This is a genomic window from Planococcus sp. CAU13 (genome assembly GCF_000775575.1).
Classification (GTDB): Bacteria; Bacillota; Bacilli; order Bacillales_A; family Planococcaceae; genus Planococcus.
This window is the reverse complement of the sequence record NZ_JRGN01000096.1, coordinates 1-16,775: the sequence shown is the minus strand read 5'-3', so window position 1 is coordinate 16,775 and position 16,775 is coordinate 1. Positions and strand designations below refer to the sequence as shown.

Here is a 16,775-nt window from a genome sequence, read left to right as displayed (position 1 = left end):
GGCTCAGGCAGCTCCCTGCGGAAAGCGTCCAGCTGCAACGAAATGATTTTAGCAGATGATATTTCTTAACATCTTAAAAACAGCGCATCCCCTACAAAAAAGGGATGCGCTTTTTTTTTATATGGGACTGCATATTTTTAGGCAGAAGCCTCAGTATTCTTTGATTGGCGTTTATCCTGTTCGCGTTCTTGAAGCAATGCATCCAACCGGTCCATCAGGCTGAGAAGATCGCTTTGGGAAATTTGTTTCATCTTTGACCAACTCCTTAAAGCATTGATACCCAGTTATTCGACGGGTACCCAGTGCTTTTGGGGGTCATGAAAAAATTAATAGGAAAATTTCTTTCTCGTCAGCAGCACCAGTATGATTGCCGGGAACGAGAAGGCGATCATTCCGAGGAATGACAGGCCAGGCGATAGTTCGTAAAGGAAACCGCCGATGAAGGTCAGCAAAGCGACACTCAGGCTCATGGCGACAGCGGCGTACATACCCTGCGCGGCTGGTATGTGCAACGGATCGAGCTTCTTGAAAATATAACGGATAAAAGCGAAATGGGCGATGCCGAACGACAAGGCGTGCAGCACCTGGGAAAAGATGAATACCCATACAGATGGAAACAGGAAAATCAGGATCCAGCGCAGCGTGGAGCCGACGCCTGCCAGCAGGAACATGAACGAAACGCTCCACTTATCGAACCACGTATCGGCTTTTGCGAAAATGACGATTTCAAAAACGATGGCGACATTCAGGATGAGGCCGATGTAAAATGCGTTGACGCCGATGTCCTGCAAATAAATGAAACCGAAATTATAATAAGCGGCGTGAGCGCCCTGGAGCAGAATCGAAACAAGCAGCACGATCAGAAACGCCTTCGATTTCAGCAATTCGGCGACTGCGCCTTTGCTCGCTTTGTTTTTCGGCTCAGGTTTTATTGACAGGGGAGCCGGTGAAACAGTTGAGAGCGTAATGGCCATAAACAGCAGGCCCGCAATCATCACCCATAGAATCGCCGCTTCCAGCCAGACGGAAGTTGCGACACCGACGATCAGTACTGCGATCATATATCCCAGTGAACCGAACGAACGGCTTTTGCCGTAATGGATGCGGTCGGTCTGCATCAAGACGGTCGCGCCGCTTTCCATGGCCGGTAGAATATTGGGATATGTTAAGCTGAAAAGAAGCGTGATGGCGAATAGGGATACATAGGAATTTGCAGGTATGTACAGCGCCATGCTGACGAGTGAAGCTATGGCGAGAATCTGCATCAGGCGGCCGAGTGGCAGCAGCCGGGTCAAAAGAGGGAAGAAAAACAGCGTCGACAGCGAGCGCGCGATCATACTGGCACCCATGATGATGCTTGCTGCTGAAACGCTGAGCCCTTTGTCATTTGTCAGCCAGCCTGTCCAATAAGGAAGGAATATCCCCCAGGTGAAGAAGAACGCGAAAAAGTTAAGTGACAGCCATTTTTGATTGTTCATATATGTACCTCTAATCTTTCAAAGTCATTACAAGTATATCGAAAGTTCATTGATTAAGGGAGAATTAAAAGCATAAAGGTGTTAAAATAAGTAGGAACTTGAGAGAAAGAAGGAGAATTATGCAGTCTCGCTACGCAATGAATAAAAAAAGCAGGAAACCTTATATAAAGTGGATTCTGGTTGCCGGAACACTGCTGATTGCGGTGTCCGCCGCTCTCTGGCTGTATCTTCATGACTGGGATGTGGAACAGAGCATTGGGGCATTGACCGGTGAAACGACTCAGCAGACTGCTCCCGAACCGCAGGCGGAAGCGGAGGAAAAGATTGAAGAAGTCCAGCAGGAAGCGGTCGTGATTCCTGAAGAAAAAGAGGAAGTTGTCGGTGAAAATCTCCCCGTTATTCCTGATCCGGGTGAAGGGGCGGCTGATGAAGCGATCAAAGACGCAACCGTTTATCCCGGGACGATCCAGCTGCCCAAAGAACCGACCGTGGTAAATGGCATCTTGCTTGTCAATAAGCAGAATCCTTTGCCATCGGATTATGCGCCGGGAGTCGACCCGGAAGCGAAAAGTTCTTTTGAAGCCATGCGCGCTGATGCTTTAAAAGTGGATCTCGATTTAATTGCTTTCAGCACGTTCCGCGATTTTGACCGCCAAAAACAATTATACGAAGGTTATGTAGCAAAAGACGGGCAGCAAAAGGCGGACCGCTACAGTGCCCGCCCCGGTTTCTCGGAACATCAGACCGGACTGGCTTTTGATATCGGCGAGTCCAGCAAAGAAGAGCACTGGGCTGCGGCAAGTTTCGGAGACACGGAAGCCGGCAAATGGGTGGCTGAAAATGCGCACCGTTACGGATTTATCCTGCGCTATCCGGAAGGCAAAGAAAAGCTGACCGGCTATATGCATGAATCCTGGCATTTCCGTTACGTCGGTAACGATGTGGCAAAAGAAATTTACGAAGCGGATATCACGCTGGAAGAATATCTGGATGCACAATAAAGGCACCTGAGGGGGAAGCGAGTCTTCCTCCCAGGTGCCTTTATATTTTTTAAAGAATCGGTGACAGCAAGCGCGCAATCGATTCTTTCGTTTTAATCATTTTTGTTCTTTGATAATAGAGTTCCAGCGTCAATTCAGTCGACAGCTCTATATCCTGATCGAACAGGCGCCGAAGTTCGGTGGAAGTCTCCACATCATAAATGAACGCGTTCACTTCAAAGTTCAATTTGAAGCTGCGGACATCAATATTGGCGGTGCCGACGGTGGATGCCTTGTCGTCCACAACAATCATCTTCGTATGCAGGAAGCCGTTATCGTAAATATAGACTTTCGCGCCGGCGCGCAGCAATTGTCCGGCATAGGAATAAGTCGCCCAGTAGACAAAAGGATGATCGGGTTTATTGGGAATCATCAGCCGTACATCGATGCCGGACAGGGACGCCACCCGTATGGCATCGTAGAAACTTGCATCCGGGATAAAGTAGGGCGTCTGGATATAGACGTAATCCTCGGCCATGTTGATCAGTTTCATATAGCCATCTTTAATCTGCTCCCATTCCTCATCGGGGCCGCTTGAAACAATCTGCATGGAAGTAGTCCCTTTTGCCACAACAGCCGGAAAGTAAATCTCATCATACTCAATATCCTGCCGCGTGGACGCCTGGTTCCAGTCACGGATAAAACGGGTCTGGAGCGGGTGCAGGGCACCGCCTTCCAAACGCAGGTGGGTATCGCGCCAATAGCCGAATTTCCTGCTGAGGCCGATGTATTCATCACCGACGTTGAAGCCGCCGATGTATCCGATGCAGCCGTCGATCACCACGATTTTCCTGTGATTGCGGTAATTCAGCCGCGGATTGATGAGCGGCAGTATGGAAGGGAAAAATGCTTCGACCAAGCCGCCGTGTTTGATCAATTCCTTGAAATGCCCTTTTCTTAACGTACGCGATCCCATATCGTCATAAAGAATTCTAACCTTGACGCCCTGCTTCGCTTTTTCAATCAAAGCATTCAGAATCCGAGTGCCCAGTTGGTCAAGCCTGAAAATATAATATTGGAAATGGATATGATGTTTTGCGTTTTCGATATCTTTCAGGAGCGACTCGAATTTCTCGCGTCCATCATTAAAAATCTCCACCGCATTGTTTTGTGTGAGAACAGCACCGTTATTGCGGAGATGGAGGTAGATGAGATCTTTATATTCTTTGGAATCTTCATGTCTGAAATGGAACGTATCATCGTACAGGTCATTCATCTGGTGGGCGATCAAATTCTCGATTCCGATGCGTGTGCGGCCTTCCCATTTGAATAAGGTCTTTTTACGCAGTCTTCGGCCCAGCAGCAAATAGATGAAGAACCCTAAAATCGGAATGAAAAAAAGCACCAGCAGCCAGGCCCACGTGGAAGAAGCATCACGGCGCTCAAGAAATACCAGTGCAGCCGCAAGGAAAATATTCAGTATGAAGATGGCAACGGATATTACGCTGATGATGGTAAGAGTCATTTTACTTCCCCTTCTTTATAAAATACATTGTTCTTACAGTATAACCCATATTTTAAACAGCAATAGAAAAAACTGCCGAAAATAAGGTGAGAGAAGCACATCAAATCAAAAGCCCGCTCCAAAAGAAGCGGGCATTGCATGGTCTAATTGACTTGTTCCTGTTTCTTCAATTGTTCCACGATGCCTTCGACTTCTGTTCGGCTCATTTTCTCTCTGCCGGATTTCAGCGCTTTCAACGTGCTGTGGGCAAGGGCAAGCGGCACTTTACAGAACATCAGGATGCGCTTGTTTTGGATTGATTTGACATATAAATCAGCCTGTGCAAGATTTTCGTTCGCGTAAACGAACATATCATCACGGGTCCAGCCTTCCGGTACGAAACTGACGCCGCGTTCACGGTCTTCATCCAGATTCCGCAGCATATTGACTGCCTGCAGCCCCCGGCCAAAACCGATGGCCAGTTCGCGGTCAGTGTCGGTTCCATCATGCCATTTCCATAGATCCGACAGCATCGTTCCAACAAGTCCGGCTACATAATATGTGTAATCGTCAAGGTCTTCGCGTGTGCGGATGACAAATTCCCGGTCAACCCACTTGGCCATCCCTTCTGCCATTTCCGCTGTCGATTCCAGCACCTTTGCCGTTATTTCCGGCGGGCAAATGCTGATCCAGTCAGCGAGACGGAGACTGACTTCCGGAAGCATATGCGCGTATGGCTGAAGCAGCGCTTCATAAGCTTCCCGGTCAAACGGCAGGTGGAGCAATTTGCTGGTTTCCCTCAGCAGCCGGCTTTTCACTGCAGCATCCAGTTCAGGATGGTCTTCGAGTTCGTCGATTGCGCGCATGCAAAGATAAGCGGAGCCAACAGTCTTTTTCAGGGCCGGTTCCAAAAAACTGATGGGGATGAAAAATGTGCGGCTCGTTTCTTTCAGCATGACCATAGATTCTTTTTGCAGATTCGCAACTTTACTCATCTGAAATTCCTCCTTCTCAAATGGCTGTGATCGGTGCATATATGTATGTTTTTTTGGCTTCATCCACTTCAAAGAATGAAACAGTGTCCTCTTAAATATAAACCATCTGAGGGAAAAAACAAATGATAACAAGATGCACGCTGTATTCAGAATAAAAAACCCTCTCCAAATAGAGAAGTTTGGAAAGGGTCTTCTATCGGGGATGGAAATGGTTCCACGCTTCCTGGATGCCGGCTGCACACGGTTTGGAAGCACGGAAAATCATCGGGCTTTCCGGGCTTTCCAGCAATTCGGGCTGAGCATTTCCGACGATGACAGAAGGAAGGCCCAGAGTCAGCATTTCTATGTCATTCCCTGAATCACCGGCCACAAGCATTTTTGCGTCATGAGCCTCGAATTTATCAATGATGTATTCGAGTGCAGCTCCTTTGCCGCTGCCTGAAGGAAGGATATCCAGGTCCCGCCCGCCGCTGTAGATGAGCTTATGGGGAATGCCTGCTGATACGAGCTGCTGCTCAAATTTTTTCACGATTTTGGCATCCTCTGCATAATAGGAGCAGCGGTTGGTGACTGGAATCTCCTGTTTTTTCAATCCGTCAAAGGAGGCTGCCAGTCTGTCGATTGCTTCCGGCTGCCAATGCTGAAGCATCCTATGTTCCCAGTCTGCGTCTTTTATAAGGGAAAGCCCTACATGAATTTCTGTTCCCACGTCTGTGACAAGCACTTCAGGTACAGGCAAATTTTCTTCTTTGATCAGAGACAATGCCGACTGGAAATGCCGGCCGGTGATGTAGATCAGGGAAACTTCATATTCCTGGTTCTTGTAAAATCCAAGAAGTTCATCCAATCCATTTCGATCACCGACTAATGTTCCATCCAAATCGGTTGCCAACAAATGTGTTGCTCCGTTCACTGCTTACCACCTCATACATTTTGAATACTCTTTCTGAAATCGACGGCCAATGAAAATCTTTTTTCGCCACTTCCACGGCCTGGCGGCTGAGTTTTTGGGCAAGAAGGTGATTAATCGAAATAACTTCCATTGCCACTGCCAGATCCACCGCGTTTTTTGTTTCCACGAGAAGTCCGGTCACACCGTCCTGCACGACATTTTTAAGTCCGCCGACATTGGATGCGATGACCGGGCTTCCGCAAGCCTGGGCTTCTGCAGCCACCATGCCGAACGATTCATAGAAGCTCGGCACGATTGTCGCCGTCGCGGAATTAAAGAGCAGTGCCAATTCTTTCTGGGATTTGGGTCCGAGAAACTCTACATGATCCTCCACGCCCTGCAATGCTTGTAAGATTTTCTGGTTTTTCGGAAGATTCGTCAACGGATTGATGTCATCCGGTTCGCCGCCTGCCAGTACAAGGCGGGGCTGATATTTCTCGGTCCGCTTCTCAGCCAGTAATTTAAAGGCATTAAGCAATGTAAAGATGCCTTTTGTTTCTTCCAGTCTTCCGGCGAAGACGAAGAGTGGGCTCGAATAGCCAAGTCTTTTGCGAATATGTGTCCTGCTGCCGCGCACTTTGAATGCCTCGTCAACACCAATGGGGATTACTCGGATGGGAGAAGGAGAGTCGACATGTTTTTTGATCAATTGCTTCTCGCTGTTAGTGGTAGCGAGCACCTGGTCAGCTGTCTTGAGAATTTCTATTTCAGCCTGTGTACGTCTGGCGTCTTCGATTCCTGTCGCTTCCTTTTTCGCCCAGCCCAGTGAATGGGAGGTGTGGATGAGAGGCAGATTGAAATCTTTTTTCAATTTGATCCCGATTAAACCCGACAGCCAGTAATGGGTGTGGACAATATCGTACGTTTCGAGTGCCAAGGTTTCTTTCATCTCATTATAAAAAGCAGACAGCATTGAATGCATTTCATTTTTTGAGACAAACCCTTTGTATCCGGCTTCAATGCGGATTACCCGGCACGCTTTACCGAATTTTTCGACACGGGGTGCAGAATCTTCACACCAGTGTGTGACGACGTCCACCTGCAAACCTTTATCTTCCAGTGCAAGTGCCAATTGTTTTACATAATTATTCTGGCCTCCGGCTTGCTTTCCGCCCAACTTCGCCAATGGATCTCCATGATCCGAAACAAACAGCACTTTCTTAATCATCGAGTTCATCTCCGTTTCTGTATTCATAAATCAGTGTTTAAAAAATTTGAGACTCCGATACTTGTTTACCCTATACTTTGGCAATCGAAACATCTAAACTGAAAATTTATATATTTGCAACAACTTTGGGAGCAGCAGAAAAAACGCCAGCGGCTGCTGGCGTTGGATTTATTGCTCCAATTAAAAATTAATTGTCGACAAATTTTCCGTGTGACGGTACGGCTTTTTCCTGGAAATTCTTCGCCAGACCAACAAGGCCTTCCGCCAGAGCGGCGCCGTGGATCGGTTTGCCGTGTCCTGTCACCGCAATGGACGGCTCCAGGTCGGCCAGTTTGACTACCGATTCCCAGGCAGCGCGCCAGTCTGTGGTGAGGTAAACAGGCGGTCCGCAAACTTCTTTTTTCTGCGTCAGCACTTTATAGAAGGAATCCTGTTTAACGGTTACAAAAGCATCACCGGCAATCAGCAGTCTTCCTTTTTCCCGGAACAGTGACACATGGCCTGCTGAATGGCCAGGCGTGTGGATCCAGCGCCAGCCCGGCATGCCTGGGACGGAGCCGTCCCGCGGCAATTCCTTCAGATGGGCTGAGATATCGATCGGTTCCACCGGGAACGCTTTGGAAATCTTCGCGACCATCCCGCCTTCGACCGATGAATCAGGCTGCGGGTAGCTGGTGATGCCTTTCAAATAAGAAAATTCCAGCGGATGCGCATAGACGGGTACCGGGTGTTTTTCAAGAATATCCACGATGCCGCCGATATGGTCGAAATGGCCGTGCGTAAGTATGATGGCTGTCAGATTATGATCCGGTCCGAAACGATTTTCCGCTTCCTGGAGAATTTTATTTGCGGAACGCGGCATGCCGGCGTCTATCAGGATATAATCGTTGCTGATCTCCGGATTCCCGATGAAAAATAAATTGACGATCTGGTTCGTATAGCAGTAAACATCCGGCGCAACTTCGACACCGGCACCGCTTTTAACGGAAGTCATCGGGAGGATGGCTTCAGTGCTTTTGCTTTTTTCCATTTCAAGTTCCTCCTGTTCATATCATTATCTATTTTATGCTTTACCCCCATTTGCAAAAATTGAATCCGGCAGAAACCTGTGGCAGCGGAAGTTGAGTCTGCTGCCGGGGTGCTTTAGAATGAAAAGCAGATAATGCAGGGAAAAGGTGAAATTATGAAGTCATTGATTATTATTGGCGGCGGGATTCTGGGAGCTTCTGCTGCATACGAAGCAGCAAAAGCGGGAGCAAAAGTGATGTTGATCGACCGGGCAGATTCCGGACAGGCAACAGGAGCGGCTGCAGGCATCGTGTGCCCGTGGATTTCCCAGCGGCGGAATCTTGCCTGGTATCATCTGGCCAAAAGCGGCGCGAAATATTATCCGCAGCTGATAAAGGAACTGGAAGCGCTTGGAGAAAAAGATACCGGCTATAAGCAGGTCGGCATTGTCAGCATACACGAAGACAGCAAACTCGATAAAATGGAAGCAAAAGCCCGGGAGCGTAAAGAAGAGGCTCCGGAAATGGGAGCGGTTGAAAGGCTCAGTGCCTCACAGACGAAAGCATTATTCCCGCATGCCGGAACTGAATATGGTTCTCTTTATGTCAGTGGTGCGGCGCGTGTGGACGGGCGCTCCGTGCGCGATGCACTGATCAGTGCAGCCCGAAAACTTGGAGCGGAAATTATCGAAGGAGACGCAACACTTATGACTGAAAATCAGAAAGTAGCCGGCGTGAAAACAGAACAGCGGGAATTTTACGCGGACAGCATTGTGTCTGCGGGAGGAGCGTGGGCACCGGAACTGTTTAAGCCGCTCGGCCTCCACATGGATGTTGTGCCGCAAAAAGCGCAGATTCTCGAATTGCATCTGGAAGAAAGCGGGACGGAGGACTGGCCGGTGGCGATGGTGCCATACGGCCAGTACATCGTGCCGTTTGCCGGCGGCCGCATCATCGCCGGTGCGACCCATGAAAATGACGCAGGATTTGACACGAAACTGACAGCCGGAGGCATTCACCATATCCTCGATAAAGTGCTGGACGTTGTACCGGGACTGGCAGGAGCTGAACTGAAAGGCGCCAGCACCGGGTTCCGGCCATCGACTTTAAGTGCTCTGCCGTTCATAGGTCAGGTCCCCGGCCATGACAATCTTTTCGCGGCGAATGCACTGGGTTCGTCCGGTCTGACTGCCGGGCCCTATTTCGGCGCTCAGCTTGCGAAACTGGCGATGGGAGAGACAGTCGATATCGATTTGGGCGACTATTCTATAGAAGATGTTTTCCGCAAAGATCGAAAATGAAAAATAGAACCGGCCAATCGGCAGGTTCTATTTTTTCTTTATTTGATTGTATACGTCCAGAATGAACTTTTTATAAGGAAGGTCTGGCATGGGCTCAGCATTTTCTTTCGCAATTTCTGCATGTTTTACAGCCAGGTCATGCCGCCCCTGCTCTTCATAGATTAACGCGAGGTAAGCGTCTTTTTCATAATTCATCAGCAAATCGTACGGATGGTGCATAAATTCATATAACCTGTGATTTTCCAGCCACGGCAATGCTTCGTCGAGCATCCCCATGCCATAGAGAGCTTTTCCTTTTTCGATGAAAAATTGAAATGCTTCTTCTTCGCCGTATTTCTCGATATTTTTATTGATAATTTTCAAGGCGTTTTCATAATCGTGTTTAAAACTGTTTAAATAATGTGCTTCAAGCAGGTCAAGTACAATATCAATCTTGAAATCATCCGTAAAATCAGCGAAAATCCTTAATTTATTGACATAGTAGTCTTTTCTTTTATCGTCATTCTGGAGAATGGCATGGAAGGCGGAAACGCGGTACAATGCGTCCATTTTATAAAAGATCTGATGCTCTTTCGAATAGTCGATGGCTTCTCTTATAATCTTCAAAGCATCCTCGTCTTTGCCGATTGCAAAATGCAGGACGGCTTCGGAGAAATCGAAATCCAATTTCTTTAGAGCGTCAAGGACGATACCGCGTTCTTCGAAAACATACCGTGAGTGTTTCAGCATTTTCAAGGCTTCGGCGTATTCATGCTCATTGAATTTGAGCATGGCTCTGAACAGCTGAATATCTGCGCTGTTGTTCATGAGGTGAAGCCCTTCATACATTTCTTCGGCCTGCTCGAGATAAGCTTGCCAGCCATCCCGCTTCATATAGTAGAGACTTCGGCTGTAAATCTCCAGGAGACGTGCTGATTCATAGCGGTAAGGCAACTTATCGGAATATGGCTGGATCAATTCAGTTATTTTAGTTAACGTAGCCGTCACATCATCCATTATTTTTAAGTATAAACTTTCAGCCTGCTGCAGAAGACTTCGCAATTCGGAAGGGGAAACTTCTTCCAGCAGTTCATTTTTATCAATATCCAATCTCTTCGCAATATACGTTAAGCTCTCCATTGAAGGGTTTGCTTTGCCGTTTTCAATCAGGCTGAGCATGCCTTTGGAGAGTTCAGTTCCAGCCAGCGCCTGCAGTGTCAGGCCTTTTTCTTTGCGCAATATCCTGATGCGTTCACCTAATGAAGCCATTTTTTCACCCTCTTTTTATATTAGTTTAATTATATTAAACTTTCGCTTGCATTGCCAGAAAAACCATGATATATTCTGTTTAATTAAATTAAACTTTCGGAAACGGAGAGTGAAGAAAATGTCAGAATCGGCAAAGATTCGACGCGCAACCTATCATCTGTACACATTCACAATCAGCAAGCTCATTTCAACATTCGGCAGTTCGGTCTACACGTTCGGCATCAGCCTGTATGTCCTGGCACTTACCGGGTCGGCAGCCAGTTTTGCCCTCAACCTGATCTGCAGCATTCTGCCGAGAACATTACTGGCACCTTTCGCCGGCTATCTTGCTGATAATTACCCGAAAAAAACAATCGTCATTTTGGCTCAGTTGGCGAGTGCATTATCTGTCGGCGGATTGCTCATTTACAGTATGGCCGTCGGTTTGTCACTGCCGGCCATCTATGCGGCGACTGCATTGCTATCAGTCAGTTCGATGTTTGCCAGTGTGACATTTTCTTCCTCCATCGCCAATCTGATTGATACGGACCGCATCCAAAAAGCGATGGGCTTTAACCAGTCGGCAATGGCAATCGCCACTATCGGCGGACCGGTGGTTGGAGGCATCCTGTTCGGATTTGTATCGATGAATGTCTTTCTGGTTATCCAAATATCGGCTTATTTACTGGCAGTGGCGCTGGAAGCCACAATGGATTTCAAATTGTTTACGAACCGGATTGCCGAGACGGCGGGAGAAGTGAAGAAATCCATGCTCGCGGGCATGAAGGAAGGTATTGTGTATTTAAAGTCGAACCAGGTGGTGATGGTCATCGTCACAGTCGCGGTCGGCGTGAATTTCTTCTTTTCAGCGCTGATGATCGGCTTGCCGTTTATCGTCGTGCAGGAACTTCAAATCCAAGCCACCCATTTCGGCTTTATCGAAGCGATGATTGCTGTCGGCATGCTGGCGTCCTCCATTTACTTCTCGGTAAGAAAAGAAGTGAAATTCCCGTTGCAATTCGCCAAAAGAGGCATTCTTGGAATGTCGGTCCTGCTGGCTGGAATGGGCTTGCCGCTGGTCGTTGAATTTACGTACACGGCCGCTGTCGTTTATTACCTGCTGCTCATGCTGATCTTCGGCATCACCAACGTGTTCGTCAACACGCCAATCGGTGTCATGATGCAAAAAGACGTCGACGAAGAATACCGGGGCCGCGTCTTCGGTATTCTGGAATCGATGGCGATGGCCATGATGCCGCTCGGGTATTTATTGTTCGGCCTGCTTTATGACCTTCTGCCGGCTGAATATGTCGTTCTCGGCAGCAGTCTCTGCCTGATTGTGCTGACAGGCTATCTGATGCGCCCATCCATTTTGAAAAAAGCACATCCGGAGCTCGATCAAAGTTTTATTCCGGCAAGTCCGGAACTGCAGAAATAAAACGGTGACATTCCGTACGCGATCGCCCAGGTTTACGATTATACAGAAAGGGAAAATCCTGAAAGACTTAAAAATCTGGAAAGGATGATGCTGAATGGAGAAAGACAAAGTGAAAAAAGTTCCCGGGCAGGAGCAGGAGCGCCAGCCGGGATTCGAAAACGAAATGGACCCGGCACCCGATTATGACAAAAACCTGGCAGGAAAAGCGCAGCGCCTACCCGGCAAGAAAACGATGATTACGGGCGGTGACAGTGGTATTGGACGTGCAGTAGCCATTGCCTTCGCAAAAGAAGGGGCGGATGTTGCCGTACTTTATCTGGATGAACATGAAGATGCGGAAGAGACGAAGAAGCTGGTTGAACAGCAGGGGCGGAAATGCATCCTGATCGCGGGAGATATCGGAGACGAATCGTTCTGCAAAGAAAGCGTGCAGAAAGTGGTCGATGAGTTCGGCGGACTGGATGTTCTCGTCAATAATGCGGCAGAGCAGCATATGCAGACGTCGCTGAAGGATATTACTGCCGAACAGATGGAACGCACTTTCCGAACCAATGTCTTCGGGATGTTCCATCTGACGAAAGCGGCACTGGAGCATTTGAAACGCGGTGCTTCCATCATTAATACAACTTCCATCACGGCTTTCAGGGGAGAGCCGACGCTGATCGATTATTCGGCGACAAAAGGCGCGATCCTGGCTTTCACCCGTGCACTTTCCGGTTCTCTCGCGGAAGAAGGCATCCGTGTCAACGGTGTCGCGCCGGGCCCGATCTGGACGCCGCTCATCCCGGCCTCGTTCCCGGCAGATAAAGTTGAAGGTTTTGGCAGTGAGACGCCGCTCGGCAGGCCGGGGCAGCCGGACGAACTGGCACCGGGCTACGTTTATCTCGCATCCGACGATTCCTCTTATGTTACCGGGCAGGTCCTTCACATCAATGGAGGGACACCCTACTGAAGCAAAAAAGCAGGCACTCCGTTTACGCTGGAGTGCCTGCTTTTCTTTGGTTCTGCAATGTTTTTGCAGAACCGCGGTATAGGACAATCAATAAAATACTGGCAATGGCCAAAGCGCCCGACAGGTAATAGATGGAACCGGCCTGCATCGTCAGCAGCCAGGTGAAGAACAAGGGGCCGATGATGCGTCCCATATTGTCCATCGAATACGTCATGCCGGCTGCTGTTCCATATTTGCCGCCGGATTCTTTCGACGTCAGTGACACAAGCGCCGTACGGGCAAGAGCGTTGCCGGCTGTGAAAATGCTCAATGCCACACCTGCGAATATCAGGCTGGTCGTGAATGGCAGGAGCAGAAGCCCTGCTGCGGTGATGATCTGTGCGCCGATGATCCATTTCGTTTCGGCGCCGTCTTTGATTCGCCGCACGACCCCGCCCTGGATGGCGGCATCTACAAATCCGCTGGCCATGAACAGGTAGCCGAGCTGCAGCGGTGTGATTTCGATCTGGTCGATCTGGAACAATTGGAACGTCGATTCCAGGCCGGCGAGCAGGAATGTCACCATGAACGACATCAGGAAAAGATAACGGATCCGGAAATGCCAAAGCGTGCCGGCGCCTTTTGGCAACAGCGCACGTTTCACCGCTTCACCCTGCCGTACCGGTTCTTTCAATACAATGCCCGCATACACCATCAGCAATAATACCAGCACGGCCGAAGCGGTGAACGGCAAGGACAGCGAGACTGCCCCAAGCAGGCCGCCGATTGCCGGGCCGAAGATAAAGCCGAGACCGATTGACATGCCGAGCAGGCCCATGTATTTATTGCGTTCTTCATCGGTTGTAACGTCCGCGACGTAACCCGTTACCGCTGTGTAGAGTGCGCCGGAGAAAAGGCCGCCGATGATCCGCGACAGATATAACAGCGTCAGGTTATCGAGAAACAGCGAGAACAGGAAAAAGCTCAGACTGAACCCGGCGAGACCAGTCAGTATTAATTTCTTTCTGCCGGTCCGGTCGGATAATTTTCCCCATAGCGGTGCGGTGAAAAAAGAGGCCAATGCATATATCGTAATGAGGCCGCCAACATGGATTTCGCTGTAGCCCTGCTGGACGATCACTTCGGGTAAAATTGGAATGATAATGCCAAATCCCAGATAAACGAAAAATTGCACCGACATCAGCAATAAAATGGTTTTCTTCATAACATAAATTCCTGCTTTCTCATAAGGCTGTGCTTTCAGTTTACTCCTGTTCGCCAGGGAGGTAAATGAAGGAATAAAAACTGTCAATCGGTCGGAGGCATAAACTTTACATAACTGCAACTTTGTAATGTAAATGAAAAGTTTAAAAGTCTGAAAAGATGGTATTATATACATAGACACAAAAAAGTCAACTATTTAGCCGAATATGTGAATCTAAACAGGCTTTACATACGTTATTATAAATGAGTGAATACGGAGAGGTGATCTGGATGGCGAAGGAAGTCGATGTTCGCAATATCGTTTCAAATTTATCGAAACTGGGAATCCAAGCAAAAATCACAAAATCACGCACCGAATTATTGAAAGCACTTGCATTGCCCCAACCCCCGCAAACACAACCCTGAATGTAAAAACTCCGACGCGGCCAGCGTCGGAGTTTTTATTGGTCTTCTTTGTCGTTGCCGAACATATACGTTTTGTGGTGGAATTTCATGCTGAAGACGATACCGATTGCAAGCATATTCCCGATCAGCGAGCTCCCGCCGTAACTGATGAATGGCAGTGGGATCCCGGTGATTGGCAGCAGCTGGATTGTCATCCCGATGTTCTGGAACACGTGGAACGTAATCATTGCGATGATTCCCGCACAGACATAAGTGCTGAATATGTCCTTCAGCTGCAAAGTGATTTTCGTCAAATGATAGATAAGCATGAAGAACAGAATGATGACGGCACTTGCGCCGATAAAGCCGAAATCCTCCGATATGACGGTAAAGATGAAATCGGTATGATTTTCAGGAACATAGACCTCGCGTCCCTGATAGCCTTTGCCGAAAACTTCACCGGAACCGATGGCATTCAAAGCAGCAATCAGGTTATAACCTTCGCCATCGGCATATGCATAGGGATCGAGCCATGTGTAAATCCGTGCAAACGCGTATTGGCCGATGCCTAACGTGTTTGACAGGAAATCCTGCATATAGAGCGCCATCCATAACAGCGATCCGCCGAGAAGGGCCACACTGCCGAAACTCGGAAGGATGATTTTCCAGGATATGCCTGCCACAACAATAATTGCCAGTGTAATGGCAATGAAGACGAGAGCAGTCCCCATATCCGGCTGCTGAAGGATGAAAGCCAGTGGAATCATTAACAAAATTCCGATTTTGCCAAGCAGCCACAAATCAGTTTTTGTGGTTTTCAGCGCGAATTTCTCGTGATGCGATGAAATCATCTTTGCGAGACCTAATATATAGAAGGTTTTCATAAACTCAGCCGGCTGAATATTGACGAATGGGGTGTGGAACCAGGCTTTGGCGCCGTTGATGGGGCGTCCGATCTGGCCAGGGCCATCAGGTGCCAGCATCAATAGCAGCAACAGCAGAATTCCAGCTCCGTAAAGATAATAGGCCATTTTTTTGTATTGTTCCGGTTCGAAATACATCAGCACACCTATCATAGCGATAGAAATAATGTAAAAAAGACCTTGCTTTGGCACAAAATTGGTCAGATATTGACCGGAAGTCTGAGCGGAAGAAATCGCAATCAGACTGACGATGAAAAAGAGGAATAATAGGAAAGCGAGCGACCAGTCGATGCGGTCGACAAAGCTTTTATTTGTCTGCATTTGCGTTCACCTGTACTTTTTAGTATTGAGAGTCGGTATACATTATAACTTATTCGGGCCGTTTATGCGCATTACAAAAGTAATGACGCATAACGAGCCCAGATGTTTCATATTTAGCAGGACAGCACGTATAATAAGTGAAGAATGGAGTGGAGGAAATGGTGAAGAAAGCGAATAATGCGGAACATTATGTTCAGCATTTGTATATTTACCTGAATGATGCTGATCAATTTGCCCTGTTCAGTGGCCTGACCTTCGCCCAGTTTATGGATGCCATGAAGATGCCGAAAAATCTGCTGCTGCTGAAGCATTCCTATGAAGATGCTTCCTATAATATGCATACCCAGCTCGAATTTGCATCACAGGAAGAATATGCGGAGCTGCGCAAGTCCAGGGCGGCGAAAGAAGCCGAATTCTGCTGGATCGATTTCCGAAGTGAAAAACAGGTGAATTCCCTGACGCCGCAGGAACAGGCGGAATTATTATATATAGGCCATAAGAAAGAGGCTGTCCGTTCGCCTTTTTATTCCACGTTATTAAATGAATTTGTTTACCTGTCCAGCGAAGACGAGCAGACAACCAAAATTTATTTCCGCAATATGGAGCGGCTGAGTGAGCTGGTGGGTAATTACTTCATCCAATTGATCCGCCGCGAAGACCACGGCCAGAATTTCTGGCGCCGCAAAGCGAAAGACATGATACCCGAACTGCCTCCTGAAATCCTGCAATCGATGAAGGATCTTTACCGTGAAGGAATTCTGATTTCGCTTGCTGATCCGGAAAAAACAAAAGGGACGGTTGAACTGCATATCCGGCAGGTGGAGGAAATCGCCTTCATGGACGACTTCTGGTCGGATATCGAGGACTACACAAAGCAGGAAGTTCAACGGAAAATAATTTATGACCGTAAACTGAAGCAATGGAAATAAAGAAAAGCGAGAG

The 16,775-nt window shown here is 48.1% G+C and carries 15 protein-coding genes; 6 read left to right on the top strand and 9 right to left on the bottom strand.

The features are described from left to right. Positions 1-326: 326 nt before the first annotated feature. Positions 327-1,478, bottom strand: coding sequence for a 3-phenylpropionate MFS transporter (locus KW93_RS04255; protein WP_033541731.1), 1,152 nt, complete (start codon positions 1,476-1,478; stop codon positions 327-329). Positions 1,479-1,597: 119 nt separating this feature from the next. Between KW93_RS04255 and KW93_RS04250 the strand changes: the two genes are divergently transcribed. Further along, positions 1,598-2,479, top strand: a complete 882-nt coding sequence (locus KW93_RS04250; RefSeq protein ID WP_033541730.1) for a M15 family metallopeptidase — start codon at positions 1,598-1,600, stop codon at positions 2,477-2,479. 49 nt (positions 2,480-2,528) lie between these two features. Here KW93_RS04250 and cls read toward each other — a convergent pair whose 3' ends face one another. From cls to KW93_RS04225, 5 genes are all read right to left on the bottom strand, one after another. Further along, positions 2,529-3,983: a cardiolipin synthase gene (gene cls / locus KW93_RS04245; protein WP_033541729.1), complete on the bottom strand. Its 1,455-nt coding sequence runs from the start codon at positions 3,981-3,983 to the stop codon at positions 2,529-2,531. A 143-nt stretch (positions 3,984-4,126) separates the two neighbouring features. After that, a complete protein-coding gene (locus tag KW93_RS04240) occupies positions 4,127-4,957 on the bottom strand; it encodes a squalene/phytoene synthase family protein (RefSeq protein WP_033541728.1) in 831 nt (276 codons plus the stop codon). Between the two features lie 193 nt (positions 4,958-5,150). Next, on the bottom strand, positions 5,151-5,870 hold the full coding sequence (locus tag KW93_RS04235) for an HAD-IIB family hydrolase (protein ID WP_033541727.1): 720 nt from the start codon (positions 5,868-5,870) through the stop codon (positions 5,151-5,153). Then, a complete protein-coding gene (locus KW93_RS04230; RefSeq protein ID WP_052131457.1) occupies positions 5,815-7,077 on the bottom strand; it encodes a glycosyltransferase in 1,263 nt (420 codons plus the stop codon). The genes KW93_RS04235 and KW93_RS04230 overlap by 56 nt, the downstream gene beginning before the upstream one ends. Positions 7,078-7,264: 187 nt before the next feature. Next, complete coding sequence (locus KW93_RS04225; protein ID WP_033541726.1) at positions 7,265-8,107, bottom strand: MBL fold metallo-hydrolase; 843 nt, start codon at positions 8,105-8,107, stop codon at positions 7,265-7,267. 153 nt (positions 8,108-8,260) lie between these two features. Between KW93_RS04225 and KW93_RS04220 the strand changes: the two genes are divergently transcribed. Continuing rightward, positions 8,261-9,385 (top strand): NAD(P)/FAD-dependent oxidoreductase, encoded by a 1,125-nt coding sequence (locus tag KW93_RS04220; protein ID WP_033541732.1) that lies wholly within the window; start codon positions 8,261-8,263, stop codon positions 9,383-9,385. Between the two features lie 27 nt (positions 9,386-9,412). Here the strand turns inward: KW93_RS04220 and KW93_RS04215 are convergent, their stop codons facing one another. Further along, entirely contained in the window at positions 9,413-10,633 is a 1,221-nt protein-coding gene (locus KW93_RS04215) for a helix-turn-helix domain-containing protein (RefSeq protein WP_033541725.1), read from the bottom strand. A gap of 118 nt (positions 10,634-10,751) precedes the next feature. Here KW93_RS04215 and KW93_RS04210 point away from each other — a divergent pair, with 118 nt between their 5' ends. Together KW93_RS04210 and KW93_RS04205 are read left to right on the top strand one after the other, a co-directional pair. Next, entirely contained in the window at positions 10,752-12,050 is a 1,299-nt protein-coding gene (locus KW93_RS04210; RefSeq protein WP_033541724.1) for an MFS transporter, read from the top strand. 94 nt (positions 12,051-12,144) lie between these two features. Next, positions 12,145-13,002, top strand: coding sequence for an SDR family oxidoreductase (locus KW93_RS04205; protein WP_033541723.1), 858 nt, complete (start codon positions 12,145-12,147; stop codon positions 13,000-13,002). 22 nt (positions 13,003-13,024) lie between these two features. Here the strand turns inward: KW93_RS04205 and KW93_RS04200 are convergent, their stop codons facing one another. Next, positions 13,025-14,206 (bottom strand): MFS transporter, encoded by a 1,182-nt coding sequence (locus KW93_RS04200; protein WP_033541722.1) that lies wholly within the window; start codon positions 14,204-14,206, stop codon positions 13,025-13,027. Positions 14,207-14,475: 269 nt separating this feature from the next. Between KW93_RS04200 and KW93_RS17910 the strand changes: the two genes are divergently transcribed. Next, positions 14,476-14,610, top strand: coding sequence for an Lmo0850 family protein (locus KW93_RS17910; protein WP_268809836.1), 135 nt, complete (start codon positions 14,476-14,478; stop codon positions 14,608-14,610). A gap of 35 nt (positions 14,611-14,645) precedes the next feature. Here the strand turns inward: KW93_RS17910 and KW93_RS04195 are convergent, their stop codons facing one another. Then, complete coding sequence (locus KW93_RS04195; RefSeq protein WP_033541721.1) at positions 14,646-15,833, bottom strand: FtsW/RodA/SpoVE family cell cycle protein; 1,188 nt, start codon at positions 15,831-15,833, stop codon at positions 14,646-14,648. 158 nt (positions 15,834-15,991) lie between these two features. Here KW93_RS04195 and KW93_RS04190 point away from each other — a divergent pair, with 158 nt between their 5' ends. Then, positions 15,992-16,762, top strand: coding sequence for a hypothetical protein (locus KW93_RS04190; protein ID WP_033541720.1), 771 nt, complete (start codon positions 15,992-15,994; stop codon positions 16,760-16,762). Positions 16,763-16,775 lie beyond the last annotated feature (13 nt).